Source organism: Streptomyces sp. NPDC021622, assembly GCF_040640795.1.
Classification (GTDB): Bacteria; Actinomycetota; Actinomycetes; order Streptomycetales; family Streptomycetaceae; genus Streptomyces.
Genome location: NZ_JBFACK010000020.1, coordinates 151416 through 177145 on the forward strand (window position 1 = coordinate 151416; position 25730 = coordinate 177145).

The following is a 25730-nucleotide window of genomic DNA, read 5'->3' on the forward strand; positions in this document are numbered from 1 at the left end:
GGGTCAGATGAGGTTGGCGCGCTTGTAGAAGGCCAGCGCCGGCTTGGTGAGCAGCCGGGCGGACGCGAGGAACTCCATCAGGCCCGAACAGCTCGACCGCATCATGGACTTGTGGTGCTCGTTGGCCTTCGCCTCGGCGACGGCGCGCCTCTCGTCGAGCCCCGCGTTCGCGTACACCTTGCGGTTCACCATGCTGGTGACGATGTAGTACGACGCGACGGCGATGACGAACGCGTTGATCTGCCGGCGGACCCGTCCCGCGCCCACGAGCCGCTTGCGCGTCTGGTCGCGGGCGAACTTCATGTGCCGCGACTCCTCGACCACATGGATGTTGTTGATCGTGCGGACGAACGGCACGACCCGCTCGTCCCGCATCCAGTCGCGCTGCATGACGTCGAGCACCTCTTCGGCCACCAGGATCGCCGCGTACGCCGCCTCGCCGAAGGCCAGGGTCTTGAACGCGCGGCCGAGTTCCATGACGGCGCGGTGCGGCCGGTAGGCGGGCGCTCCCAGTTTCTGGGCGCCGCGGGCGAACATGATCGAGTGGCGGCACTCCTCCGCGATCTCCGTGAGCGCCCACTGGACCTCGGCGCTCGTGGGGTCCTTCGCGTACACGTCGCGCAGCACCATCTGCTGCAGGATCATCTCGAACCAGATGCCCGTGCTGGCCACCGAAGCGGCTTCCTGACGCGTGAGTTCCTTGCGCTGCGGCTCGGTCAACTCCTGCCAGTACGCGGTGCCGTAGAGCGAGCTCCATTCCGGGCTCGCGCCGTGGTAGTCGCGGTCGAGCGGTGTCTCCCAGTCGACCTCGGTGGCCGGGTCGTAGGCCAGCACGGCGGCCGAGTCGAGCAGCCGCCGGGCCACGTCGTCGTCCTGGGAATGGCCCTGTGCGGTCGGCCGAACAGTGCTGCTTGCCATGCTGCGGCTCCTTGACTCGGAGGTGTGCGCCAACGTCGAGGCAACGGACCGCCGTGCCGTCCCGCAACGCCGCCGGAGCCCTTGTTGACGGACCGTATAACAAGGGAACGGGGCAGGCCTACCCCCGAGTAAGAACTATCTCGGGGGTTCTACTCACGGGGCAGGAGCGCGGAACGGCTACCGGGCGGCCATCAGCAGAGCCGCACCCGCACGCGCCTCACGCGCCGGTTCCGGTGACCCCGAGATCGCGGCCGTGGTCATGGCCCCTTCCGCCAGTAGGACCAAGGGGCCGACAGCCCCCTCCGGCTGCCCATCGGCGGCCGCGAGTCCGGCCACGTAGTCGCGGAAGGCGCCCTTGTGCGCCCGGACGGCATCGGCCACCGCCGGGTCCACGGCGCCGAGTTCACCGAAGGAGTTGATGAAGGCGCAGCCGCGGAAGTCCGGCTCGGAGAACCACTCGTACAGCCAGTCGTAGACCGCGAGGAGGCGGCTCTCCCCCGCGGGCCGACCGTCCACGTACTCGGCGAGCCGCGCCCGCCAGCGGCGGTCCCGACGCTCAAGGCAGGCGAGGACCAGCTCCGACTTCGACGGAAAGACCTGATAGAGCCGCTTGAGGGAAACCCCGGACGCCGCACGGACCTGGTCCATGCCCACCGCTTGAACGCCGCGCTCGTAGTAGAGCGCCTCGGCGGCTTCGAGTACGCGGGCTTCTGCCTCGGCGCGATCCATGAGAGCCCCAAACCCAAGAGGGAGAACGAACGTTCTTCTACGGTACTGACCGTACTACGGGGCGGCGGGCGGCCGCACCCTTGCGCGAGAACGTGCGTTCTCCTATGGTGGCACACCCCGGAGAGAACGCACCTTCTCCCGACCGACCGGAAACGACCGGAAGCGAGGCACACCGATGACCGCACGACCCCCCGTCCCTCCGTTCACCCGCGAGACCGCCGCCGCAAAGGTCAGGCTGGCCGAGGACGGCTGGAACAGCCGTGATCCCGAGAAGGTCGCCCTGGCCTACACCGAGGACTCGCGCTGGCGGAACCGCGCCGAGTTCGTCACCGGGCGCGCCGCCATCGTCGCCTTCCTGTCCCGCAAGTGGGACCGCGAGCTCGACTACCGGCTCATCAAGGAACTCTGGGCCCACGACAGCAACCGCATAGCGGTGCGCTTCGCGTACGAATGGCGCGACGACTCCGGGCACTGGTTCCGCTCGTACGGGAACGAGAACTGGGAGTTCGACGACGCCGGCCTGATGCGGGCGCGCCACGCGTGCATCAACGACCTGCCCATCGCGGAGTCCGACCGCAAGTACCACTGGCCGCTGGGCCGCCGCCCCGACGACCACCCCGGACTCAGCGAACTCGGTCTGTGACGGCCGACGCCCCGAAGGACTCCACCTCGACCAGGAAGAGGCACAGCTCGGCCAGTCGGATGCGCAGGGGGGCGAGCAGCAAGCAGCTCCCCGGCGCGGGAGAGTCCGCCGCCCACGACGACGACCTCGGGGTCGACGGTGAACTCGGCCGCGGCCACGCCCTGGACCAGGGCGGTGGCGAAGTCGTCCAGGGCAAGACGGCGCGGGGCGCGGGCCTCAACGCACCTGCGACCCCCCTCTAGCACGGCTGCCCCTGGCCGAGATCGACCAGGGGCGGTGCTGCCAGGGGCGGTGCTGCTAGGCGCCGCTCGCCTTCAGCATGTCCTCGCGCTCGACGATCTTCACGCGCTCACGGCCCTGCGGCTCGCCCAGCGCCTTCTCGGCGGCGTCGAGGCGGTACCAGCCGTCCCACGTGGTGAAGCGGACCTCCCGCTCGCCGAGGAACGCGTCCACGGCCTCCGGGTCGGGCGATGCGGGGGTGTGCAGACGGTCGTTCGCGTGGTCGTCCAGGAGGCTGGCGACCGTTTCGTTGGCGTCGCCCTTGGTGTGACCGATGAGGCCCACGGGACCGCGGCGGATCCAGCCGGTGACGTACGTCGACTGGAGGTGCTCCCCGCTCTCCTCGATGACCCGGCCGCCCTGGTCCGGGACGGTGCCCGACTCGACGTCCCAGGGCAGCTTGGGCAGTTCGTCGGAGAGGTAGCCGACGGCGCGGTAGACGGCGCCGAGGTCCCAGTCCTTGAACTCGCCGGTGCCCTTGACGTTGCCGGTGCCGTCGAGGGCGGTGCGCTCGGTGCGCAGGCCGACGACCTTGCCGCCCTCGCCGAGGATCTCGGTGGGCGACTCGAAGAAGTGCAGGAACAGCTTGTGCGGGCGGTCGCCGATGTCGCGGATGGCCCAGTTCTCAAGCGTCTTGGCGACCATGTCGGCCTGCTTGTTGCCGCGCCGGGTGGCGATCGAGCCGTCGTCGTAGTCGATGTCCTCGGGGTCGACGATGACCTCGATGTTCGGGGAGTGGTCGAGCTCCCGCAGCTCCATCGGGCTGAACTTCGCCTGTGCGGGGCCGCGGCGCCCGAAGACGTGGACCTCCAGGGCCTTGTTCGCCTTGAGGCCCTCGTGGACGTTGGCCGGGATCTCGGTCGGCAGCAGCTCGTCCGCGGTCTTGGCGAGGATGCGCGCCACGTCGAGGGCCACGTTGCCGACGCCCAGGACGGCGACCTTCTCGGCCTCCAGCGGCCAGGTGCGCGGCACGTCCGGGTGCCCGTCGTACCAGGAGACGAAGTCCGCGGCACCGTGGGAACCGTCGAGGTCGATGCCGGGTATGTCCAGGGCCCGGTCGGCCGTCGCGCCCGTGGAGAAGATCACCCCGTCGTAGAAGGTGCGCAGATCGTCGAGGCTGATGTCACGCGGATAGTCGACGTTGCCGAAGAGGCGGATCTGCGGCTTGTCGAGCACCTGGTGCAGGGCCGTGATGATGCCCTTGATGCGCGGGTGGTCGGGGGCGACGCCGTAGCGGATGAGGCCGAAGGGGGCCGGCATCCGCTCGAAGATGTCGATGGACACACCGGGGTCGGCAGCCACTGCGGATTTCAGCAGCGCGTCGGCAGCATAGATCCCGGCCGGGCCGGCTCCGACAATGGCTACCCGCAGAGGGCGAGGCATGTTCAGGTTCCCTTCGAGCGATGGGTGACTCGACGGGCAGCCTAAACTAAGGCAAGCCTAAGTTAGTAATCGGGTTGGCTTTATGACCCCATAAGGCTGCCTTATGGGTCCATGGGCCCATGGGTCGGTTGGATCAAGGCACAGGCACCAGAGGTCTCAGAGCCCGGAGTCCGCGGTGAGGCCCCAGGCCTGGTCGACCGTGTGGTCGATATAGGCGGTGCTGCTCGGCGGACCGCCCTCCGCGGCGCTGCGGGGCTCGTCGCGGGCCCGCCGCAGGACGCCCTCGCCGATGATCGCCGTGGGCCGCAGCGGGGCGCCGCCCCGGACCCGGCGTCGGCCGCCCTCATACGACTCCTGGGCCCAGGAGCTGCCCCCCGTCGACCACGAGGGTCTCGCCGGTGATCCAGCGCGCGCCGTCCCCGGCCAGGAAGGCGATCGCGGATCCGATGTCCTCCGGTTCGCCGATCCGGCCGAGCGGGGTCGCCGCGGCGACCGTCGCCTCGCGCTCCTGCCACAGCGCCTCGGCGAGCCGGGTCCGTACGACGCCGGGCGCGATGGCGTTGACCCGGACCTTCGGGCCGAGTTCCAGGGCGAGCTGCTTGGTGAGGTGGATGAGCGCGGCCTTCGAGACGTGGTAGATCCCGACGTCGGCGGCGACCGAATAGCCGCCGATCGAGGCGGTGTTGACGACGCAGCCGCCGTGCTCCCCCATCCACGCCTTCACCGCGAGCGACGTCCACAGGATCGGCGCCCACAGGTTGACGTCCATCGTCTTGCTGAAGCGGCCGTGGTCCTGGTCGATGACCGGGCCGTACGCCGGGTTCGTACCGGCGTTGTTGACGAGGATGTCGAGCCGCCCGTACGTCCCGATGACGAAGTCGACGCAGGCGCGCGCGGCCTCCTCATCGGTGGCGTGCGCGCCGAACCCGGCCACGCCGTCGCCGAGTTGGGCGGCCGCCTCCTTGGCGCGCTCCTCGCTGCGCGAGGTCACGACGACCTGCGCGCCCTGGTCGCGCAGGGCCGCGGCGGCCGCGAGGCCGATGCCTCGCGACGCTCCGGTGACGACGGCGACCTTGCCGTCGAGCGGGCCGCTCACCGCTCGGTCCGCTCGTTCTCACGGCGGCGCAGCTCCCGCACCGCGATGGTGCGCTTGTGCACCTCGTCGGGGCCATCGGCAAGGCGCAGGGTGCGCAGATGGGCGTACATGCTGGCGAGCGGGAAGTCGTCGGAGACTCCCCCGCCGCCGTGCACCTGGATGGCGCGGTCGACGACCTTCAGGGCCACCTCGGGAGCGGCGACCTTGATCGCGGCGATCTCCGTGCGGGCCTGCTTGTTGCCGACGGTGTCCATCAGGTGGGCGGCCTTGAGGGTGAGCAGGCGGGCCATGTCGATCTCGATGCGGGCCTCGGCGATCCAGTCCTGGATGTTGGCCCGCTCGGCCAGCGGCGCACCGAACGTCGTACGCGACTGCGCGCGGTCGATCATCAGGTCGAGGGCGCGCTCGGCCATGCCGATCGAGCGCATGCAGTGGTGAATGCGGCCGGGGCCGAGCCGCGCCTGGCTGATCATGAAGCCGTCGCCTTCGCCCGCGAGCAGTGCGGTGACCGGCACGCGTACGTTCTCGAAGAGCACCTCGGCGTGGCCCTCGCGGTCCTGGTAGCCGAAGACCGGAAGGCCGCGCAGGACGGTGACGCCGGGGGTGTCGAGGGGCACGACCATCATGCTCTGCTGGCGGTGGCCCGGCCCTTCCGGATCGGTCTTGCCCATCACGATCAGGACCTTGCAGTTCTGGTGCAGGGCGTTGGAGGTCCACCACTTGCGGCCGTTGAGTACGTACTCGTCGCCGTCGCGCTCCATCCGCATCTCGATGTTGCGGGCGTCGGAGCTGGCGACCGCGGGCTCGGTCATCGCGAACGCTGAGGCGATCTCACCGGCGAGCAGCGGCTTGAGCCACTTCTCCTTGTGCTCCTCGGTGCCGAAGAGGGTGAGGACCTCCATGTTGCCGGTGTCCGGGGCGTTGCAGTTGGTGGCCTCGGGCGCCAGGTGGGCGCTGCGGCCCATGATCTCGGCGAGCGGCGCGTACTCCAGGTTGTTCAGGCCCGGACCCCATTCGGGGTGCGGGTGGAAGAGGTTCCACAGCCCTTGCTTCTTCGCCTCGGTCTTCAGCTCCTCGATGACCGGGGGCTGGAAGTGCGGATCGCCGGACTCGGCCATCTGCGCCTCGTAGACGGCCTCGGCGGGGTAGATGTGCTCGTCCATGAAGGCGAGCAGCTTGTCCTGGTACTCCTTGGCACGGTCGGAAAGGTCGAACACGGATCCTCCAACGGTCGGATGCTCACGGTGTCATGGGGTGGCCGACGGCACGAGGAGCCGCGCGAGTGCGGCGGCCGTCGTGGCGGCGTCGCGGTGCACGACGCCGGCGATGCCGATGCGGTGCGCCGCGGTGATGTTCTGTTCCAGGTCGTCGACCATCACGGTGTCCTCCGGGCGTGCGCCGAGGCGCTCGCAGGCGATGGCGTAGGCGCGGCGCGACGGCTTGCGCACACCGATCTCGCCGGACACGGTCACGGCGTCGAACATGGCGGGCAGATCGAAGCCCGAGTAGCAGTTGTCGCCCAGGGAGTTGGAGAGCAGGCCGACGCGGTGTCCTTCGGCCCGCACCTTCGCCACGAGGGCGATCATGTCCGGGTCCGGCCGCAGTTGCGCCTGCATCCGGCCCACCAGGCCCTCGCCCACGGCCGGCACGCCGCGGGCCCGCAGCCGCGCGGCAAAGCCGTCCTCGAACTCCCGCTCCCCGATGCGCCCTTCCTCGTGCGCCACAAGGAGCGCGCTGCTCTCCTCGTCCTTCGACAGGAGCCGCAGCAACAGCCGCCGCTCACAGCCGAGTTCCGCGCCCAGTTCCTCGAAGGCGGCGACCACGCTGGTGGTGAGCACGCCGCCGAAGTCGAACAGGACGGCACTGCGGGTACGTTCCTCACTCATCGCACTGTCTCCTGGTAGCGCCGCATGCCGCGCAGCCACCGGTCGTAGTCCTGGCCCTTGCCGCGGTAGAAGTTGAGCACCTGCGGGTGCGGGAGCACGAGGAAGCGCTCGGCGGCGACTGCCTCGGTCACACGGTCGGCGACGTCCAGCGGCGAGAGCAGCTCCCCCGCGTCCAACACGGCCTGCGCGGCGGCCCGTTCGTCCGGGTCGTCCGACCGGGTGCCCGCCATGAGCAGCTCGGTCTCGACGCCCTGCGGGCACAGGCAGCTCACCCGCACACCCTCATTTCCGTACGTCACCGAGAGCCACTCGGCGAACGCGACCGCTCCGTGCTTGCTGACGGCGTACGTCGCCGAGCCGATCTGTGTGAGCAGGCCCGCGGCCGACGCGGTGCTGAAGAAGTAGCCGCTGCCGCGCTCCACCCAGCCGGGCACGAGAAGTTTCGCCGCGCGCACATGCGCCATCACGTTGACGTCGAGCGCCCGGCTCCATTCCGCCTCGCTCGCGTCTAGGCCAGGGCCGCCGCCGACTCCGGCGTTGGCGAAGTACAGGTCGACGGGACCGAAGCGCTCGTCGGCCGCCGCGATCAGGCGCTCCAGGTCCGCGGTCGACGCGGCGTCCGCCGCGTCACCGGACACCCGCTCCTCTCCGTGTGCGCCGGCCAGCCGCTTCACCGTCGCCGCGAGCCGGTCGGCGTCGAGGTCGGTCAGCAGGACGCCCCGAGCGCCGTGCTCGAGGAGGCGTTGCGCGATGGCGGCGCCGATACCGCCCGCCGCGCCCGTGACGATCGCGACTCTCCCGTTGATCTGCACGAACTCTCCCAGTCGATAGCCCGAATCTCCCCCGGCGCCCCTCACCGTAGTTGAATCCGATGTCAACTTCAATGCTTGTGGGGCGCCGGCAAGGCCAGGTCGACGGCACGCTTGAGGATCTCCCCGTTCGGGCCCTTCGGCAGCTCGTCGACGACGGCGACCCGGTGGGGCACCTTGTACGCGGACAACCGCCCCTTCGCCCAGGCACGCAGCTCGGCCTCCCCCAGACCGGCTCGGCCTTTGCGTCACTTGGGGTCGAGGGGGCGGAACGCGGGTGCGCGGCGTTCCAGATAGCTGGTGACGCCCTCGGTGGCGTCGGGATGCCGGAAGGCCTCCGCCATGAGGGCGTCCGCTGCCCCGGCCGCCGTGGCGAAGTCGGTGTCGAGCGCCTGGAGGACCTGCCGCTTCATGACGCTCATGGATGTGGGCGAGCACCAGGTGGCCAAGTCCGTGGCGTAGTCGACCGCCGCGTCGAGGAGCAGCTCGGGCTCGACGACCCTGTTGACCAGACCCATCTCGTACGCCTCGGTCCCGCGCACCACACGTCCGGAAAGGAGCAGGTCCATGGCCCGTCCTGGCCCGACGAGCCGGGGCAGCAGCCAGGCGATGCCGTACTCGGCGATCAGGCCGCGCCGCACGAACGCCGTGGTGAGCTTGGCGTCCGGCGTGCTCAGGCGGATGTCGCAGTACAGGGCCTGGACGAGGCCGAGGCCCGCCGCGGCCCCGTTGATCGCCGCGATCAGCGGTTTGCGCAGGGTCAGCGGGAACCAGCGCGGGCGCCCCCGCTTCGGCAGGTCCAGCGTGGCCAGGTCCGTCGCCGCGCCGACCTCGCCGACCTGCCGCAGGTCGTCCATGTCCGCTCCGGCGCAGAAGCCGCGCCCCGCTCCGGTCAGGACGATCGCGCGCACCTCGGGGTCGGCGTCCGCCTCGGCGAGCAGCGCGAAGCAGCGGTCTTCCAGCTCGTCGTTCCAGGCGTTCAGCCGCTCCGGGCGGTTCAGGGTCAGCACGAGCACGGGTCCCCGCCGCCGGGCGATGACCGTTTCCCGTCGCTCCGTCCGACTGCTTCCGGTCACTGTCGTGGCCTCCTTCTGAACGCTTCGCGCTCCGCGCCGTGGCCCGCCCTGTATATTTGAACCCAACGTCAAGTTCAATACTTTGAACACGCCCTTCACCAGCGCGAGTTCCGGCGCCGGTCCACGCGACCACGGGAGTTCTGCACATGACGACACACATGCCGATCAGCGAGTGGGAGAGCGTCGCGGCGAGGGACGTCGCGACCAACGGCATCACGCTCCGGGTCTTCGAGCACGGGGAGAGCCGTCCCGGCAGGCCTCCGGTGGTGCTCTGCCACGGCTTTCCGGAGCTGGCGTTCTCCTGGCGGCACCAGGTCAGCGCCCTCGCGGCCGCGGGACACCGCGTGCTTGTGCCCGACATGCGGGGGTACGGCGGCAGTTCACGCCCCGAGGAGGCCGACGCGTACGACGCGCTGACCCTCTGCGCCGACCTCGCCGGGCTCCTGGACGACATCGGGGCGGACGACGCGGTCTTCGTGGGGCACGACTGGGGTGCCATCGTTGTCTGGCAGATGGCATCGGCGTACCCGGAGCGTGTTCGCGCGGTGGTGGGGATGAGCGTGCCGGTGACGCCGCGTGCCCCTGCCCCGCCGCTGCCGATCCTGCGCTCGCGCTTCGGCGACGACTTCTACATCGTGTGGTTCCAGGAGCCGGGCGTCGCCGACCGGGCCCTGAGCGAGAACGTCCGCAGGACGCTCGTCACCAGGGAGATCTACTCCGCCGAGTGGGCCGCGAAACCCGACGAGCAGCTGCCGCCTCCCCCGTGGCTGAGCGATGAGGAGCTCGCGTACTACGTGAAGGCGTTCGAGGAGACGGGGTTCACCGGCGGCCTCAACTACTACCGCAACCTGGACCGGACCTGGGCGCTCACGGAGCACCTGGACGGCCGGCTCATCGCGCAGCCGTCGCTGTTCATCACCGGATCGAAGGATCCCGTGGGGAAGTTCATGCCCGCGCACGGCCTCGACCGCGTCCTCACCGATCTGCGCGGCCATGTCGTCCTGGACGGGGCGGGCCACTGGATCCAGCAGGAGCGCGCCGACGAGGTCAACGCCGCGCTGCTCGACTTCCTGTCCGGCCTGGGCTGATAGCATCCGCAGCCACCGGTTACATATGTGTTCGAACGACAGTGAATGGATCGCAGTGGCTGCCCAGGCCCCGGCCGCAGACGGCGGCCAGAAGCAACCGATCACACCACGCAGCGCACGCGGTGTCAGGACGCGCAACGCCCTGATCACGGCCGCCCGTGAGGTCTTCGAGCGTGACGGATATCTGGACGCCCGGATCACGGACATCTCCAAGGCGGCCCATGTCGCGTCCGGGTCCTTCTACACGTACTTCAACAGTAAGGAAGAGATCTTCCAGGCGCTCGTCGAGCAGGTGCAGGAGGAGATGCTCCACCCGCACCTGCGCGAGCGCACCGGCATCACCGACACCCGCGAGCTCATCGACGCCTCGAACCGCGAGTATCTGCGCGCGTACAAGAAGAACGCGCGCCTGATGGCGCTGTTCGAGCAAGTCGCCCAGATCGACGAGCAGTTCATGGCGCTGCGCATCGAGCGCGGCAACGCCTTTGCCCGCCGCAACGCCAAGCTGATCAGCGCTCTGCAGGAGAACGGCGAGGCCGACACCAGCCTGGATCCGCTGGTGACGGCACACGCGCTTTCGGTCATGGTGAGCCGTATGGCGTACATGGTGTTCGTGCTGGGCCAGCGCATCCCGTTCGAGCGGCTCGTCACGACGCTCAACAAGATCTGGGAGAACGGGCTCCAGCTGAAGGACGCCGAACCGGAGGCGTAGAGCGCCCGTATCGGTCAGAAGGGCTTGGTCGGCAGGTACTTGCCGTCCAGAGTGATGACGGCGCGCTCGCCGCCCTCGGGGTCGGCGACCTTCTGCACGTCCAGCTTGAAGTTGATCGCGCTGATGATGCCGTCGCCGAACTCCTCGTGGACCAGGGCCTTCAGCGTCGTGCCGTAGACCTGGAGCATCTCGTAGAAGCGGTAGATCGTCGGGTCGGTGGGGATACCGCCGTCGATGGAGCCGCGGGTCGGGATGGTCTGCAGGAGCAGCGCGGCGTCGTCGTCCAGGCCGAGGAGTTCGGCGACGGCCGTTGCCGACTGCTCGGGCAGGGCGTGCTGGCCGAGCACGGCAGCGGTGACGAAGGCCACCGAGAGGCCGGCTGCGTCGGCGATCTGCTGCCAGGACAGGTCCTTGCGGAGCTTGGCCTCGACGGCGGTCGTGGCGAGGGTCTGACGTGCGGTGGGGTCGAACTGGGCGTGCAGCATGGGAGGTTCCTTTCGGGGGGGGTGCCGCTCGCCGGACAGGCGGCGGCTGCTTCTGGTTCTGCCGGCTCAGGCCACGAGCGTGGCCGTGCGGCCGGTGGCGTCGAGTTCCTCGACGGTGCCGGTGGGGATGTCATAGACCCAGCCGTGCAGGGTGAGGGTTCGCGCGGCCAGGGCGCGGGCCACCGAGGGGTGGGTCGCCAGATTCGCCAGCTGGGCGCGTACGTTCTCGCGCACCAGGGCGTCCACCTCGCGCTCGCCGGTCTCCGCGGTGACGCGGGCCCGTGAGGCGTCCGCGTGCCGCAGCCAGTCGGCGACCGCGGGAGCGGCGGTCAGGTCGTGGTTCTCGGCGAGCGCGGTCATCGCGCCGCAGGCGGAATGACCGCACACCACGATGTCGGTGACGCCGAGGACGGCGACGGCGTACTCGATGCTGGCCGCCACCCCGTCCGAGCCGGGAGTGTGGGCGGGGACGAGATTGCCGGCGGTGCGGATCACGAACAGCTCGCCCGGCTCGCTCTGGGTGATCAGCTCCGGCACCACCCGGGCGTCGGAGCAGCTGATGAACAGCGTCGTCGGCCGGTGGGTCGCGGCCAGCTCGGCGAAGAGCTCCGCCTTTGCCGGATAGACATCGCGCCGAAATCGCGTGACGCCCTCGGTGAGGTCTGGCATGGTCACTCCCTTCCTGGCTGCCCACTCGGCGGGCGGCGCTGCCGCTCTGTGGGGCGGCGAGATCCACCATGCACGACCTGCACCTATAGCGTCCAAGACGCACTATCCATGACTCCTATCGATGCCATCTATAGCTCCGTCTATGCTGGAGGGCATGGCTCCGGAGCTCCGTCATCTGCGCTATCTGCTCGCCGTCGCCGAGCACGCCAACTTCACCCGCGCCGCCGAGGAGCTGCGGGTGTCCCAGCCGACGCTGTCCCAGCAGATCAAGCAGCTCGAGCGCGCCGTGGGCACACAGCTCCTCGACCGCACCGGACGGACCGTCCGACTCACCGACGCCGGCGAGACCTACGCCCATTACGCCCGCAGGGCCCTGCGGGACCTCGCCGCTGCCGAACGTGCCGTCCTGGACGTCGCCGATCTCTCCCGCGGGCATCTGCGCCTGGCGATCACCCCGACGTTCACCACCTACCTCGTCGGTCCCCTCGCCGCAGAGTTCCACGACCGCCACCCCGGCATCACACTGGACGTCAAGGAGATGACGCAGGAACGCATCGAGGCCGGGCTGCTCGCCGACGAGCTGGACCTCGGCATCGCCTTCCACGGCCCGCACGCACCCGGCATCACCGCCACCGCCCTGTTCACCGAGACCCTCGGCCTGGTCGTCGCCGCGGCCCGGCACCCCGACAGCGACAGCGAAGTTCCCCTGCCCGTCAGCCAGTTGATGGAGCGTCAACTCGCGCTTCTCAGCGGTGACTTCGCTACCCGCACCCATATCGACGGCTACTTCACCGCGCACGGGGTGCAGCCGCGCATCGCCGTGGAGGCCAACTCCATCCAGGCGCTCACCGAGATCGTCCGGCGCACCGACCTGGCGACGGTGCTGCCCGACGCCGTCACACACGACCACCCCCATCTGACCCAGGTCCCGCTGGACCCTCCCCTGCCGGCCCGGACCGTCACGCTGCTGCACCGCGACAGCGCCTACCGCAGCGCCGCGGCCCGCGCCTTCACCCGCGTCACCGAACAGCTCGTCGCCGCCCGCGCCTACGCCCCCGTCTGAGGCGGTCGCCCCCCAAGAAGTTTCGAACAGTACGATGTGCTCTCCCTGCCCGACCACCAGTGGAGCACCCAGTGACGGCCGAACGCCCCAGCCTCTTCCAGGTCATCGGCGTACCCCACCCGGACATCGCGGCCCTGCCGCCCGCCGCCCCCTGCGAGCCCGGCGTCAGCGTGCTGCGCGGGATCCCCTACGACGTGCCCGAGGGCAGCCGCCCGCTGGAGCTCGACCTGTGGCTGCCCGAGAAGGCCGGCCAATCCCCCACGCCCGCCCCGCTGGTGCTCTACGTGCACGGCGGTGCGTGGCGCCGGGGGCGGCGCGACGACATGGGGCTGCACACGCGTTCGTGGTCGCCCGGGCCCTTCGCGCGCATCGCGGCCGCAGGCTTCGCGGTCGCCTGCGTCGACTACCGGCTCAGCGGCGAGGCCGTCTTCCCCGCCCCGCTTGACGACCTGCGTGCCGCCCTGCGGTGGCTGACGCTGCGCTCCGATGAGCTCGGCATCGACACCGGGCGGACGGTGGTGTGGGGAGAGTCCGCGGGCGGGCACCTCGCCTCCCTCCTCGCGCTCACCCACACCGGACCGCGGGTCGCGGGCGCCGTCATCTGGTACGCGCCGAGCGATCTGACCACCGCCCGCGGCAGCTACGACCCGTCGGACCCCGCGTCCCCCGAAGCGCTGCTGCTGGGCGCGGCCCCTTCCGCCGTACCCGAACTCGCCCGCGCGGCAAGCCCGCTCGCCCGGGCCCACGCCGACGCACCGCCGCTCCTCCTCGTCCACGGCGAGGAGGACCGCATGGTGAGTCGCACCCACAGCGAGGCCCTGGCCGATCGCCTGCGCGAGGCGGGCGCGCCCGTCGAACTCTGGACGGTCCCGGGCTCCGACCACGTCTGGTACGGGCTGACCGAGGCGCAGGCGGATGACATCTTCAGCCGCTCGCTCGCCTTTGCGAGCGGGGTCACGGACTGACCGCGGCCGGGCGACGCCGGGGCACGGGTCCCTCAGGCCGGCATTCCGCGCTCGGCCAGTCCGCTCTCGTACGCGATGATGACGAGCTGCGCGCGGTCGCGGGCGGTCAACTTGGCCAGGAGGCTGCCCACATGAGTCTTCACCGTCGGCAGGCTGATCACCAGGTGTGCGCCGATCTCGGCGTTCGAAAGGCCGTTGGCGATCAGCACGAGCACCTCCTGTTCCCGCTTGGTGAGCCCCACGAGCCCGGGTGCCCGCCGGTCGGGTTCGGTGCGGCCCGAGTGGTCCGCGATGAGGCGGCGGGTGACCGTCGGCGCCAGGACGCCCTCGCCGGTGGCCACGACACGGATGCCCGCGACCAGGTCGGACGGTGAGGCGTCCTTCAGCAGGAATCCGCTCGCGCCCGCCCGAAGGGCCGGGTACACGTACTCGTCCATGTCGAACATCGTGAGCGCGAGCACCCGTACCCCGGCCAGGCCCTCGTCGGAGCATATGTGCCGCGTGGCGGCGATGCCGTCCATCACGGGCATGCGGAGATCCATCAGGACCACGTGCGGGACCAGCTCCCGGGCCAGTTCCACTGCCGAGGCGCCGTCCGCCGCCTCGCCGACCGTCGTCATCCCGGGCGTGGCATCGATGAGCACGCGGAAGCTGCCGCGCAGCAACGCCTGATCGTCCGCGATCAGCACTCGGATCGCCTCGGCCATCCCGCGTTCCTCGCATGCTGTTCAACGGGCCTCTGGATTCGGCAACTTTAGCAGTGGGGTCTCGTCGGCCCTTTCAACTCCCGTCACACGTCGGTAGGTTGGGCCGCGGTCGGCCAGCGGACTCAGGCATCCCATCGGCTGTGGCGCACCTGGCCCACAGCGAGCGCCGTCACCGTCCAGACGAGCAGCACCGCACCCCCGGTGTACGCGTCACCCGCGTCGACGGTCAGCATCCGCGCGCCGGCCCGGTCGGGGAAGTACCGCGCCACCTCCTTCGTGGCCCCGATGACGGAGAGGATCTGGGACCCCGCGAGCACCATCGGCAGCAGGATCGCCAGGGGGACGACGGCGCTGCGGGCCGCCGCGGCCGTGCCCGCGGCGAACAGGCTCACCAGCGTCAGATACAGCACCGCCCCGGCCAGCGCCCGGGGCACGCCCTCCGCCCCGATCGAGGAACCGTGGGATCCCAGGGCGAGCTGAGTGACCAGGTAACCGACGACGGTGACCGGGATCGCGACGAGCAGGGCGGCCGTTGCCGTGACGGCCATTTTCGCCGCGTAAAGCCTTCCGCGCCGGGGCACGGCGAGCAGCGAGACCCGCATCATCCCCGACCCGTACTCGCTGCTGACGACGAGCACACCGAACACGATCAGCGCGAGCTGCCCGTAGAGGATTCCGTCGAGGCCGGCCTGCGCGGCGGTGAAGCCGTCGCGCAGCATGCCGCGGTCGGATTCCAGCGCCGACCTCGCCGACCAGCCGTCCAAGGCGGCGATGAGGAGACTCAGCGGGATGAAAAGGAGCAGCGCGAGGAACGTGCCGCGGACACCTCGCACCTTGGTGAACTCGGCCCGGACGGCCGCGAGCGTCTCAGCCACGGCTGCCCCCGACGAGCGAGAGGAAGATGTCCTCCAGGGAGCCGGTACGGGTGCTCAGTTCGTCGAGCGCGACACCGCACCCCGCGGCGAGGCGGCTGATGTCGCCCGCGGAAAGACCACCGACCTCCAGACTGCCGTCCGCCGCGAGAACGGGCACGGCTCCCCTGCGTTCCAACTCACGGGCCAGCAGGGCGGGTTCAGAGGACCGCACGCGTACGTACGGCCGCGCATGGGTCCGGATGAAGTCCGCCATGCCGGTGTCCGCGAGGAGTTGACCTCGGTCGATGACGATTACATGGTCGGCGATCAGGGACATCTCGGTCATCAGATGACTGGATACGAAGACGGTGCCGCCCTCGGCGGCCCGCCTGCGCAGCAGTTCGCGCAGCCTGCGGATGCCTTCCGCGTCCAGGCCGTTGGACGGCTCGTCGAGGACCAGGACGGGCGGGTCGCCGAGCAGGGCGGCGGCCAGGCCGAGCCGTCGGCCCATGCCCAGGGAGAAGGCTCCGGTCCGCTGCCGGGCCGCGTGCGTCAGACCGGCCAACTCCAGTACCTCGCCGACCCGTTGCCGCGGGATCCGGTTGCTCTGCGCCAGCCACCGCAGATGGTCGACCGCCGTGAGGCCGCGGTGCGGCGCCGACGCGTCGAGGAGGGCGCCGACGTGCCGGGCGGGGTGGCGCAGTTCGCGGTAGTCACGCCCGCCAATCCGCGCGGACCCGCCGTCCGGGTGCGTCAGGCCGAGCATCATCCGCATCGTGGTGGACTTACCGGCCCCGTTGGGCCCGAGGAACCCCGTGACGGCACCCGGTCGCACCGTGAAGGTGAGACCGCCGGCGACGGTGTGCTCCCCGTACCGCTTGGTCAAGTTCTGGACGTCGATCACACGTCAAGTCTCGCCACGGACCGTGGCCCGTGCATCGGTCCCGGGTCGGGATGAGCGGGACGCCCCGCGTGCACCGAACCCATACCTGCGGATGAGTCCGGATCAGTACGGCAGTGCCGCCGTCACCCGGAAGCCGCCGCCCGCCCGCGGCCCGGCGGTGAGAGTGCCGCCGTGTGCGGTGACCCGCTCCCGCATCCCGACCAGGCCGAGGCCGCCGCCGGGGGCGGCGGGGCGGTGCGCGGCACCCGCGCCGGGCCCATCGTCGTAGACATCAACCGTCAACTCACCAGCCCCTGCCCTGAGTTCGATCCGGCACCGGGTCGGCGCCGCATGCTTCACGACGTTGGTCAGGGCTTCCTGCACGATCCGGTACGCGGCCGTCGCGATGCCGTCCGGAGGCCCCTCGTCGCAGCGGGAGTCAAGATCGACACGGACTCCCGCCGCCTCGGCGGCCCGCACCAGCCGCGGCAGATCGGCGAGCCCCGGCGCGGGACCGATGTCCTCGTCGGCATCCCCGTCGCGCCGCAGCACCTTGAGCGTGGCCCGCAGGTCGCGCAGTGCCGTGCGGCCGACGTCCTCGATCACCGTCAGGGCTTCCCGCGCCTCCTCCGGGCGGCTGTCGACCACGTGGTTGGCGATCCCGGCCTTGACCGCGATGAGGCCCACGCTGTGCGTGACGACGTCGTGGAGGTCACGGGCGATGCGCAGCCGCTCCTCGACCTTCGCCCGCTCGGCCGTCTCCGCGATGACGCGCCGTACGCTCTCCCTGCGTTCCCTGACGGACGACCCCGCCGCCCAGGTCGCGCCGAGGACCAGCAGCCCGAACACGACCTGCACCACCCGGGTCCCGCCTTCATAGTCCCGCCCTCCCGTCAGCGTCAGCAGGGCGGCACCAGTCGCGCACGCCCCGCCGATGACGACCGCGGACGGCCCCGGCTGCCGCCGCCACTCCACCGCCACCGCATACAGCGCGTACGCGGCGGCGAGGAACGAGGTCGGCCCGAGTCCGGACGGCAGTGCCGCGCAGGCGGCGACGAGCACGAACGCGAAGACCGGCACGGGCCACAGCCGACGGACGGCGACCGGCAGCGCGGTACTCAGGGAAAGGACCAACACGGCGGTGTCGCTCGTCTCGCCGCTCAACGTGTCCCGCAGTGGGGCCAGTTGAGGCAGCAGCGCGAGGCCGAGTGCCGCCGGTACATCGAGCAGGATCAGGCGCCGCTGCCGGACATCCCGCACGGTCACTGCGCGGTCGGCTGTGGCCTGACGGTCAGCATCTGGTGTGCGTATCCGACAGGTCCGGTGGCGTCGTGCAGGACCGTGCTGGTGACGCCGTGCCCCGAGCCTCCGAAGACGACCGTCGTGTCGAGGCCGGTCCAGCGGCCTTCGGGCTGCCGGTACAGGTGCAGGGTCAGGTCGACGTTCGGGTACATCCAGGCGGTGGGCGGCTGGCGTACGGCGATGCCGTTGGCGGTGTCGACGAGGCCAACGTACGACGCGAGCGGGCTTGCGCTCTCACCCGCGACGAGGTCAAGTGCCGTGGAGATCCAGGCGGTTGTACGTCCCGGCTGCGGCGGGGACAGCGGACGTACGTCGATGGAGGCGATGTATCCGCCGGGCCAGAGGGCTGCCATCTCCCACGGGGCGACCTCGTCGGGCGGGGTGAGCGGGGCCGGGGCGCCGCCCGCGACGGCGCTCGTGTCGAGCGCGGCGAGGAGCCAGGCGCGGGCGCGGACCACCGCTCGTCCTGCGACCAGCACGGTGGCCTCGATCAGCTCGATGGTGCGGCCGGGGCGGACGGTCTCCACCTGGATCTCGCACTCGTCGAGCGCGAGGCGCCCCAGGATGTCGAAGCTGATCCGGCCGATGACCAGGCCGGTGTCCGCGGCCCTGCCGGCCAGATGGCGTTCGATGGCGTGGACGACGAGGCCGCCGAGCGGACTGAAGTGCAGCTCGTCGGGGTCCCAGGCGCCGCTCGCGTGGACGGTGGGCTTGTAGCGGTGCTCGTCTATCCGCTCGTAGTAGCTGTCCGGAACCGCTGCGCCGGTGTTCAACGGGCCTCCTCTGTCGTGCCTTCGGTGATCGTACGGCGCCTCCTGTCACCGCACGCACGCAGAACGGCGTCCGGACCGGCCCACGGGGGCCGGCCCGGACGCCGTCGTCCGCTACGCGTCAGGAGAGGTCGAACCGGTCCAGGTTCATGACCTTGTCCCACGCCTTGACGAAGTCCTGCACGAACTTCTCCTTCGCGTCATCGCTCGCGTAGACCTCCGCGACCGCGCGCAGCTCGGAGTTCGAGCCGAAGACGAGGTCGGCACGGGTGCCGGTCCACTTGACCGCGCCCGTGGCGGCGTCACGGCCCTCGAACGTGTCCTGGGCCTCGGACGTCGACTTCCACTCCGTGCCCAGGTCGAGCAGGTTGACGAAGAAGTCGTTGGTCAGAGTCCCGGGGTTGGTGGTGAGGACGCCGTGCTTCGACTGCTGGTGGTTGGCGCCGAGGACGCGCAGGCCACCGACGAGGACCGTCAGCTCGGGGGCGCTGAGGGTCAGCAGGTTCGCCTTGTCGAGCAGCAGGTACTCGGCGCCCAGGCGGTTGCCCTTGCCGATGTAGTTGCGGAACCCGTCGGCGCGCGGCTCGAGCGCGGAGAACGACTCCACGTCCGTCTGCTCCTGCGACGCGTCGGCGCGGCCCGGCGTGAACGGGACCTCGATCTCGACGCCGCCGTCCTTGGCGGCCTGCTCGACACCGGCGGCGCCGGCCAGCACGATCAGGTCGGCAAGCGAGATCTGCTTGCCGCCGCTCTGGGCCGAGTTGAAGGAGTCCCTGATCCCTTCCAGGGTGCGCAGTACGGTGGCCAGCTCGTCGGGCTGGTTGACCTCCCAGCCGCTCTGCGGCTCCAGGCGGATGCGGGCGCCGTTGGCGCCGCCGCGCTTGTCGCTGCCGCGGAAGGACGAGGCCGACGCCCACGCGGTGGACACCAGCTGGGAAACCGTCAGGTCCGATGCGAGGACCTGGCTCTTGAGGGCGGCGATGTCCGCCGCGTCGACGAGCTCGTGCGTGACCGCGGGCAGCGGGTCCTGCCACACCAGCTGCTCCGCCGGGACCTCCGGGCCGAGGTAGCGCACGATCGGGCCCATGTCGCGGTGGGTCAGCTTGAACCAGGCGCGAGCGAAGGCGTCGGCGAACTCCTCGGGGTTGTCCTTGAAGCGCCGTGAGATCTGCTCGTAGGCCGGGTCGAACCGGAGCGAGAGGTCGGTCGTGAGCATCGTCGGCGCGTGCGTCTTCGACGCGTCGAAGGCGTCGGGTACGGTGCCCGCCCCTGCGCCGTCCTTCGGACGGTACTGGTACGCGCCGGCCGGGCTCTTGAACAGCTCCCACTCATAGCCGAAGAGGATCTCGAAGAAGCTGTTGTCCCAGGTGACCGGGGTGTTCGTCCAGATGCCCTCGAGACCGCTGGTGATCGCGTCGGCGCCCACACCGGTGCCGTTCGTGCTCTTCCAGCCGATGCCCTGCTGCTCCATCGGGGCGGCCTCGGGGTCGGGACCGATGTTGTCCGACGAGCCCGCTCCGTGGGTCTTGCCGAAGGTGTGACCGCCCGCGATCAGGGCGACCGTCTCCTCGTCGTTCATCGCCATCCGGCGGAACGTCTCACGGATGTCGCGGGCCGCGGCGATCGGGTCCGGGTTGCCGTTGGGGCCCTCGGGGTTGACGTAGATGAGGCCCATCTGGACGGCGCCGAGCGGGTCCTCGAGCTCCCGGTCGCCGGTGTAGCGCTCGTCGTCGAGCCAGGTGGTCTCGGGACCCCAGTAGACGTCCTCGTCGGGCTCCCAGACGTCGGGGCGGCCGCCGCCGAAGCCGAAGGTCTTGAAGCCCATCCCCTCCAGGGCCACGTTGCCGGTGAGGATCATGAGGTCGGCCCAGGAGAGGCTCTGGCCGTACTTCTTCTTGACCGGCCACAGCAGACGGCGGGCCTTGTCGAGGCTCGCGTTGTCCGGCCAGCTGTTGAGCGGGGCGAAGCGCTGCTGACCGGCGCCGGCGCCGCCGCGGCCGTCGCTGATGCGGTAGGTGCCCGCGCTGTGCCAGGCCATCCGGATCATCAGCGGGCCGTAGTTGCCGAAGTCGGCGGGCCACCAGTCCTGCGAGGTGGTGAGCACCTCGGCGATGTCGCGTTTCACCGCGGGCAGGTCGAGGGTCTTGAAGGCCTCGGCGTAGTCGAACTCCTCGCCCAGGGGGTTCGCCACGGCGGGGTTCTTGGCGAGGATCTTCAGGTTGAGCCGGTCCGGCCACCACTGGCGGTTTCCGCCGCCCTGGGTCGGGTGCGGTGCGCGTCCGTGCGCGACCGGGCAGCCGCCTGTCTCCTCCGGCTTCGGGTCGGTGACGATCGCGTCATGGTTCTCAGACATGGGAATCCTTCCGGACGGGGCGGATCACAAAGCTCAAGAACTGCCTCAAGAACTGCGGAGTGGTGCTTCGGTCGGTGCACGGGCCGCCGAGGGCGGGCTGGTCACCGACCGGGCACCGGCGCGCACACGGACGATGCGCTCGGGGTCGACGGGGGCAGGTTTCTCCAGCAGGATCTGGTCCTCGAACGGCTCCAGGCCGAGGACTCCCGCCGGCTCGCCGTACCAATGGTCGGCGAGCGGTGCACCGGATGCCGCGTCGAGCGGACCCGCCTGCTGAAGTCACGCGCTTTTCCCTGCTGTTGCCCTGTCCCTTGGCTGTCGGCCGGATCCGATCCTACGATGGACCAAGTCCAAGTCAATACGACAGACAGGGCGCCGTACGGATTCATTTGTCGGACGATGCTCAACGACGCAAAGTTAGGCTGGTGGACATGAGCGACCTGCTCGAACGGCTCCGCGGACGTGGCTGGCGGATGACCGCTCAGCGCCGGGTGGTCGCCGAGGTGCTCGACGGCGAACACGTCCATTTCACCGCGGACGAGGTGCTCGCGCGCGCCACCGCCCGGCTGCCGGAGATCTCCCGTGCCACCGTCTACAACACCCTCGGCGAACTCGTCTCGCTCGGCGAGGTGGTCGAGGTGGCCACCGACGGACGCGCCAAGCGTTACGACCCGAACGCCCACCATCCGCACCAGCACCTGGTCTGCTCCGGCTGCGGCGCCATCCGGGACGTGCACCCCGAAGGCGACCCGCTGGCGGCGCTGCCGCCATCCGAACGGTTCGGCTTCCAGGTGTCCGATGTCGAGGTGACCTATCGAGGGCTGTGCCCGGAGTGCGCCGGGTAACTCACGGCGCCCGTGCGGCTGTTCCGGCACGCCGGGGCCGCCGCCACCGGGCCGACCATCCTTTGCCGTCAGGTGTCCGATGAACCAGTCCCTGGCCAGGTCGGCCACCTGGTCCAGGGTTCCGGGTTCCTCGAAGAGGTGCGTGGCCCCCGGGACGATGTCGAGCCGGTTCTCGCAGCGCAGTTCCGCCTGGGCGGCACGGTTGAGGTCGACCACCATCGGGTCGTGCCCGCCGACGATCAGCAGGGTCGGTGCGCGTACGTCGCCGAGGCGGGGCGCGGCGAGATCGGGCCTGCCGCCCCGGGAGACCACGGCGCCGACAGCCGTGTCATCGGCCGCGTCGTCGGCGGCTGCCCGCAGCGCCGCCGCGGCCCCGGTGCTGGCTCCGAAGTAGCCGATCGCCAAGGACTCGCGCTGCCGCAGCCAGCGGGTGGCCCCCGACAGCCGCGCGGCCAGCGTGTCGATGTCGAAGACGTTCGCCCGGTCGCCCTCCTCGGCGGGAGTGAGCAGGTCGAAGAGGAGCGTGCCGAGACCCGCCGCGCGCAGGGCCGACGCCACCGACCGGTTGCGCGGGCTGTGCCTGCTGCTGCCGGAGCCGTGGGCGAACATCACCACCGCGCGGGCGCCCTCCGGCAGAGCGAGGTCTCCGACCAGACCGATGCCGCCCGCGTCGACCTCGACCTCGGCCTCGACGGGTCCGGAACGGGCGGCCTGCGCCAGGTATGCGATCACTTCCTCGTCGGAGGTCTGCGAGAAGTCGCGGTACCACTGGCCCACGGAGCCGAACAGGTCCGGCGCGGCCAGGCACACCACTTCATCCGCCACCTCGCGCATCCGGTCAAGGGTGTCCGCCGGAGCCGTCGGCACGGCGAGCACCACGCGGGCCGCGCCCTGTGCCCGTGCGACCCGGCAGGCGGCAGCGGCCGTGGCGCCGGTCGCGATCCCGTCGTCCACCACGATCACCGTGCGGCCGTCGACCGCCGTCCGAGGGCGCCCGTCGCGGTACCGCCGCGCCCGGCGCAGCAGCTCCCGTTCCTCCCGGCGCTCGACCGCGGCGCGCTCCGCGGGCCGGATGCCGCAGTGGCGCACGATCTCCTCGCTGATGACGCGTACGCCGCCTTCGCCGATCGCCCCGAAGCCCAGTTCCGGCTGGTAGGGGACGCCGAGCTTGCGGACCACGATCACATCGAGCGGGGCACCGAGCGCCCGCGCCACCTCGAAGGCCACCGGTAGGCCGCCTCTGGGCAGGCCAAGGACGACCGGCCTTTCCTTGTGCAGGTGCCGCACCGCTCCGGCCAGGCGGCGCCCGGCATCCACACGGTCGCTGAACAGCACGGTGTTCGCCCCATCTCGTTCGGCACTTCCATTGTCGCGCTCCGACCGCGCCCGCGGGGGCGCACGGCGCGACAATTGGAGGTGCGGAAAGCGCCCGCCGTGGCGGAGAGAGGCGGGATGGAGATGCCGTACGTAACGGTCACCGCCCTGAGTCACCCGGGGCTCATGCGCGATCACAACGAGGACAGTCTGGCCGTCGGGCCATGGACGCTGTGCGGAACCGTGACCGAGAACCCGCAGACGCTGGGGTTCCCGCTCGGTACGCCGCTCGTCGTGGCGGTCGCCGACGGCATCGGCGGCCAGCCGGCCGGCGAGGTCGCCAGCAGCCTCGTCGTCCGGCACCTGGCTTCGCTCGGCCCCACCCTGGACAGCGAACAAGCCGTGCGTGACGCGCTGGACGCCTGCAATCACTCCGTGTACGCGGTGGCGGACGGGGACCCGGAGCTGATCACCATGGGGACGACGGTCGCGGGGATCGTGGTCCTCCCGACGGAACTGCTGGTGTTCAACGTCGGTGACAGCAGAGTGCTCGACGTGAGCGGCGGCCATGCGGCGCTGCACCGGATGAGCGTCGACGACAGCCCGGCACCGGAGCCCGGCCGGCGCACCACGTCGATCGTCACGCAGTCGCTCGGCGGCGCTCCGCGGTTCACCGAGATCACGCCGCACATCAGCACGACGCCCCTCACCACGGGGCGGCGCTACTTGGTGTGCACCGACGGCCTGACCGACCCCGTGCCCGAGGAAGCGATCGACGAGGTGCTGCGGGCCCAGGACGGCGGGCGGGCGGCCTTCGGACTGTGGAAGTCCGCCATCGAGGCCGGCGGCCCCGACAACATCACCCTCGCGCTGATCGGCATCGTCGACTGATCGGCTCATCGACCCCACGACACCCCAGGGAGAGGCCGCATGACCACGCTGTTCGTCTGCGGCGACGTCATGCTCGGCCGTGGTGTGGACCAGATACTGCCGCACCCCGGTGACCCGGAGCTGCGCGAGACTTACATGCGGGACGCCAACGGGTACGTCGCCCTGGCGGAGGCGGTGAACGGGCCCATCCCGCGTCCGGTCGGCTTCGCGTGGCCCTGGGGGGACGCGCTGGAGGTCCTTGCGGCGGCCGCGCCCGACGCCCGCGTCATCAACCTGGAGACCAGCGTCACGCGCGGCGGCTCGTTCGCACCGGGCAAGGGCATCCACTACCGGATGCATCCCGCCAACGTCCCCTGCCTGGCGGCCGCCCGGCCCGACGTCTGCGTCCTGGCCAACAATCACGTCCTTGACTTCGGCCGCAGCGGGCTGACGGAGACGCTCGGCTCACTGGCCGACTCACGGCTGCGGACGGCCGGCGCGGGCCAGGACGCAGACGCGGCGAGCCGCCCGGCGATCGTCCCGCTCGACGGGAACCACCGGCTCCTGGTCTTCGCCTTCGGCATGCCGTCCAGCGGCGTTCCGTACGGCTGGGCGGCGGCCGAAGACCGCAGCGGGGTGAGCTTCGTGGCCGGCGCATCCGCCGCTGCCGAAGTGGCCGACCGCGTACGGCGGACGAAGGGTCCGGGCGACATCGCGATGGTCTCGGTCCACTGGGGCTCCAACTGGGGGTACCGCGTGCCCCGGGACCAAGTCGCCTTCGCGCACGCCCTGATCGACGCCGGAGCGGATGTCGTGCACGGCCACTCATCGCACCACCCTCGCCCCCTGGAGACGTATCGAGGCAAGCTCGTCCTGTACGGCTGCGGCGATTTCATCAATGACTACGAGGGCATCACCGGGTACGAGCAGTACCGCGACGACCTGCGGCTCCTCTACCTGGCCTCACTTGAACCCGGCACGGGCCGGCTCGTCGAGCTGCGCATCGTCCCGCTGCAGTCCCGGCGCATGCGACTGTGCCACGCCTCGTCGGAGGACTCCCGGTGGCTGTGCTCACTCCTCGACCGGATCGCGACGGGGTTCCGCCCCTGCGTCGCCACCGACGCGGAGCTCATCCTGCGAGCCGAGGGTCAGATGCGGTCGGCGGCGATGAGGAGGTAGTGGAAGCTGCCTTCGCGGTACGCAGTCAGGAAGGGTTCCTCGATGCCGGTGGCCAGTGAGGACTTGGCCCGCAGTTCCCAGTAGGGGATGGTCGCGGCCGTCAGGTCGACGACGTTGATGGGGACGAGGCCGTTGGCGGCGAGCGCCTTGAAATACGCGCTGCGGGAGTGGATGTTGCAGGTGTAGTGCTCGTCGATGCGGCTCACCGCCTTGGAGCGGCCGCCGGTGACGTCGTTGTAGCAGCCGGTGATGCAGACGTAGCGCCCGCCGTGGACCAGCAGCCGGGCGTACTCGGAGAAGAGCGCGAACAGGTCCACGTACATGGTGGATTCGTTGTTCCAGATCCCGTGAAAGGCACCGGACGGCAGACCCGTGTCCAGCATGTTGCGGAAGTGGAAGGCCACCTTGGCGTCGACGCCGCGCCTGCGGGCCTGGGCGTTGGCGAACTCGACCTGTGACTCGGAGATGGATACGCCGTCGACCTGGCAGCCGAAGCGCTGGTTGGCCATGATGCTGGTGCCGCCCCTGCCGCAGCCGGCGTCCAGCAGACGGTGGCCGGGCGCGATGGCTCCCAGGTGGTCGATGAGCACGTCCGCCTGCGCCGACTCAAGGCGGTGCAGCTCCTCGATGACGCGCTCGTCGCGGGTCTCCTCGGGGCCCTCCAGGACCGAGGGATCCCAGTCGCCGATCCCGTAGTGGTGGTGGTATAGGCCGTCGACATCCCCGAGGCGCAGATTGACCGGGTCCTTCTCCTTGTTCCAGTACTCCGCGACCGCCTGCTGGTAGGCGGTGCGCACCACGCGGGAGGAGGCTTCCGGAGTCATCGTCATCGTCAGAACTCCTTAACAACGT

The 25730-nt window shown here is 70.5% G+C and carries 27 protein-coding genes and 1 pseudogene; 9 read left to right on the plus strand and 19 right to left on the minus strand.

The annotated features are described in order from the left end of the window. Window positions 1-3: 3 nt before the first annotated feature. Both AB0G47_RS33685 and AB0G47_RS33690 read right to left on the minus strand, forming a co-directional pair. Window positions 4-918 carry a diiron oxygenase gene (locus tag AB0G47_RS33685; RefSeq protein WP_360777723.1) on the minus strand — a complete coding sequence of 305 codons (915 nt, stop codon included), beginning with the start codon at window positions 916-918 and terminating at the stop codon, window positions 4-6. 177 nt (window positions 919-1095) lie between these two features. After that, window positions 1096-1647: a TetR/AcrR family transcriptional regulator gene (locus tag AB0G47_RS33690; protein ID WP_360777725.1), complete on the minus strand. Its 552-nt coding sequence runs from the start codon at window positions 1645-1647 to the stop codon at window positions 1096-1098. 175 nt (window positions 1648-1822) lie between these two features. Here AB0G47_RS33690 and AB0G47_RS33695 point away from each other — a divergent pair, with 175 nt between their 5' ends. Together AB0G47_RS33695 and AB0G47_RS33700 are read left to right on the plus strand one after the other, a co-directional pair. Next, on the plus strand, window positions 1823-2290 hold the full coding sequence (locus tag AB0G47_RS33695; RefSeq protein WP_360777727.1) for a nuclear transport factor 2 family protein: 468 nt from the start codon (window positions 1823-1825) through the stop codon (window positions 2288-2290). Further along, complete coding sequence (locus AB0G47_RS33700; protein WP_360777729.1) at window positions 2287-2532, plus strand: hypothetical protein; 246 nt, start codon at window positions 2287-2289, stop codon at window positions 2530-2532. The genes AB0G47_RS33695 and AB0G47_RS33700 overlap by 4 nt, the downstream gene beginning before the upstream one ends. Window positions 2533-2587: 55 nt before the next feature. Here AB0G47_RS33700 and AB0G47_RS33705 read toward each other — a convergent pair whose 3' ends face one another. From AB0G47_RS33705 to AB0G47_RS33735, 7 genes are all read right to left on the minus strand, one after another. Further along, window positions 2588-3952: an FAD-dependent oxidoreductase gene (locus AB0G47_RS33705; protein WP_360777731.1), complete on the minus strand. Its 1365-nt coding sequence runs from the start codon at window positions 3950-3952 to the stop codon at window positions 2588-2590. A 343-nt stretch (window positions 3953-4295) separates the two neighbouring features. Then, window positions 4296-5048, minus strand: a complete 753-nt coding sequence (locus tag AB0G47_RS33710; protein WP_360777733.1) for an SDR family oxidoreductase — start codon at window positions 5046-5048, stop codon at window positions 4296-4298. Beyond that, window positions 5045-6265: an acyl-CoA dehydrogenase family protein gene (locus AB0G47_RS33715; RefSeq protein ID WP_360777735.1), complete on the minus strand. Its 1221-nt coding sequence runs from the start codon at window positions 6263-6265 to the stop codon at window positions 5045-5047. The genes AB0G47_RS33710 and AB0G47_RS33715 overlap by 4 nt, the downstream gene beginning before the upstream one ends. A 30-nt stretch (window positions 6266-6295) precedes the next feature. After that, entirely contained in the window at window positions 6296-6934 is a 639-nt protein-coding gene (locus AB0G47_RS33720) for an HAD family phosphatase (RefSeq protein ID WP_360777737.1), read from the minus strand. Next, window positions 6931-7746 (minus strand): SDR family oxidoreductase, encoded by an 816-nt coding sequence (locus AB0G47_RS33725; RefSeq protein ID WP_360777739.1) that lies wholly within the window; start codon window positions 7744-7746, stop codon window positions 6931-6933. Before AB0G47_RS33725 ends, AB0G47_RS33720 begins: the two co-directional genes overlap by 4 nt. Window positions 7747-7814: 68 nt before the next feature. After that, window positions 7815-7973, minus strand: coding sequence for a hypothetical protein (locus tag AB0G47_RS33730; protein WP_360777791.1), 159 nt, complete (start codon window positions 7971-7973; stop codon window positions 7815-7817). A gap of 18 nt (window positions 7974-7991) precedes the next feature. Beyond that, window positions 7992-8819: an enoyl-CoA hydratase-related protein gene (locus AB0G47_RS33735; protein ID WP_360777741.1), complete on the minus strand. Its 828-nt coding sequence runs from the start codon at window positions 8817-8819 to the stop codon at window positions 7992-7994. A 146-nt stretch (window positions 8820-8965) separates the two neighbouring features. On the opposite strand from AB0G47_RS33735, the gene AB0G47_RS33740 reads away from it, so the two are divergent. Then, a complete protein-coding gene (locus AB0G47_RS33740; RefSeq protein ID WP_360777743.1) occupies window positions 8966-9907 on the plus strand; it encodes an alpha/beta hydrolase in 942 nt (313 codons plus the stop codon). A 55-nt stretch (window positions 9908-9962) separates the two neighbouring features. Next, on the plus strand, window positions 9963-10619 hold the full coding sequence (locus AB0G47_RS33745) for a TetR/AcrR family transcriptional regulator (protein ID WP_360777745.1): 657 nt from the start codon (window positions 9963-9965) through the stop codon (window positions 10617-10619). Between the two features lie 14 nt (window positions 10620-10633). Here AB0G47_RS33745 and cynS read toward each other — a convergent pair whose 3' ends face one another. Together cynS and AB0G47_RS33755 are read right to left on the minus strand one after the other, a co-directional pair. Then, window positions 10634-11104 (minus strand): cyanase, encoded by a 471-nt coding sequence (cynS, locus tag AB0G47_RS33750; RefSeq protein WP_360777747.1) that lies wholly within the window; start codon window positions 11102-11104, stop codon window positions 10634-10636. Between the two features lie 66 nt (window positions 11105-11170). After that, window positions 11171-11773, minus strand: a complete 603-nt coding sequence (locus tag AB0G47_RS33755; protein WP_360777749.1) for a carbonic anhydrase — start codon at window positions 11771-11773, stop codon at window positions 11171-11173. Between the two features lie 154 nt (window positions 11774-11927). On the opposite strand from AB0G47_RS33755, the gene cynR reads away from it, so the two are divergent. Together cynR and AB0G47_RS33765 are read left to right on the plus strand one after the other, a co-directional pair. Then, window positions 11928-12836, plus strand: coding sequence for a transcriptional regulator CynR (gene cynR / locus AB0G47_RS33760; RefSeq protein WP_360777751.1), 909 nt, complete (start codon window positions 11928-11930; stop codon window positions 12834-12836). Window positions 12837-12907: 71 nt separating this feature from the next. After that, a complete protein-coding gene (locus AB0G47_RS33765) occupies window positions 12908-13801 on the plus strand; it encodes an alpha/beta hydrolase (protein ID WP_360777752.1) in 894 nt (297 codons plus the stop codon). A 32-nt stretch (window positions 13802-13833) separates the two neighbouring features. Here AB0G47_RS33765 and AB0G47_RS33770 read toward each other — a convergent pair whose 3' ends face one another. From AB0G47_RS33770 to katG, 6 genes are all read right to left on the minus strand, one after another. Further along, the gene (locus AB0G47_RS33770) at window positions 13834-14508 is read right to left on the minus strand and encodes a response regulator transcription factor (protein WP_360777753.1); all 675 of its coding nucleotides are present in this window, start codon (window positions 14506-14508) and stop codon (window positions 13834-13836) included. Window positions 14509-14630: 122 nt separating this feature from the next. After that, window positions 14631-15383, minus strand: coding sequence for an ABC transporter permease (locus AB0G47_RS33775; protein ID WP_360777755.1), 753 nt, complete (start codon window positions 15381-15383; stop codon window positions 14631-14633). Next, window positions 15376-16266 carry an ATP-binding cassette domain-containing protein gene (locus AB0G47_RS33780; protein WP_360777757.1) on the minus strand — a complete coding sequence of 297 codons (891 nt, stop codon included), beginning with the start codon at window positions 16264-16266 and terminating at the stop codon, window positions 15376-15378. Before AB0G47_RS33780 ends, AB0G47_RS33775 begins: the two co-directional genes overlap by 8 nt. Before the next feature lie 102 nt (window positions 16267-16368). Beyond that, complete coding sequence (locus AB0G47_RS33785) at window positions 16369-17511, minus strand: sensor histidine kinase (protein WP_360777758.1); 1143 nt, start codon at window positions 17509-17511, stop codon at window positions 16369-16371. Then, window positions 17508-18320 carry a thioesterase family protein gene (locus tag AB0G47_RS33790; RefSeq protein WP_360777760.1) on the minus strand — a complete coding sequence of 271 codons (813 nt, stop codon included), beginning with the start codon at window positions 18318-18320 and terminating at the stop codon, window positions 17508-17510. The genes AB0G47_RS33785 and AB0G47_RS33790 overlap by 4 nt, the downstream gene beginning before the upstream one ends. A gap of 118 nt (window positions 18321-18438) precedes the next feature. After that, the gene (gene katG, locus AB0G47_RS33795; RefSeq protein ID WP_360777762.1) at window positions 18439-20670 is read right to left on the minus strand and encodes a catalase/peroxidase HPI; all 2232 of its coding nucleotides are present in this window, start codon (window positions 20668-20670) and stop codon (window positions 18439-18441) included. Between the two features lie 431 nt (window positions 20671-21101). Here katG and AB0G47_RS33800 point away from each other — a divergent pair, with 431 nt between their 5' ends. Then, window positions 21102-21515: a Fur family transcriptional regulator gene (locus tag AB0G47_RS33800; protein ID WP_360777793.1), complete on the plus strand. Its 414-nt coding sequence runs from the start codon at window positions 21102-21104 to the stop codon at window positions 21513-21515. Window positions 21516-21584: 69 nt separating this feature from the next. On the opposite strand, the pseudogene AB0G47_RS33805 reads toward AB0G47_RS33800, so the two are convergent. Next, a pseudogene (locus AB0G47_RS33805) lies at window positions 21585-22850 on the minus strand (alpha/beta family hydrolase); the annotation flags it as partial. Between the two features lie 123 nt (window positions 22851-22973). On the opposite strand from AB0G47_RS33805, the gene AB0G47_RS33810 reads away from it, so the two are divergent. Continuing rightward, the gene (locus tag AB0G47_RS33810) at window positions 22974-23720 is read left to right on the plus strand and encodes a PP2C family serine/threonine-protein phosphatase (protein WP_360777763.1); all 747 of its coding nucleotides are present in this window, start codon (window positions 22974-22976) and stop codon (window positions 23718-23720) included. 39 nt (window positions 23721-23759) lie between these two features. Then, the gene (locus tag AB0G47_RS33815) at window positions 23760-24878 is read left to right on the plus strand and encodes a CapA family protein (RefSeq protein WP_360777765.1); all 1119 of its coding nucleotides are present in this window, start codon (window positions 23760-23762) and stop codon (window positions 24876-24878) included. Here the strand turns inward: AB0G47_RS33815 and AB0G47_RS33820 are convergent. Beyond that, on the minus strand, window positions 24848-25708 hold the full coding sequence (locus AB0G47_RS33820; RefSeq protein ID WP_360777767.1) for a geranyl diphosphate 2-C-methyltransferase: 861 nt from the start codon (window positions 25706-25708) through the stop codon (window positions 24848-24850). The two genes, AB0G47_RS33815 and AB0G47_RS33820, sit on opposite strands and share 31 nt — an antisense overlap. Window positions 25709-25730 lie beyond the last annotated feature (22 nt).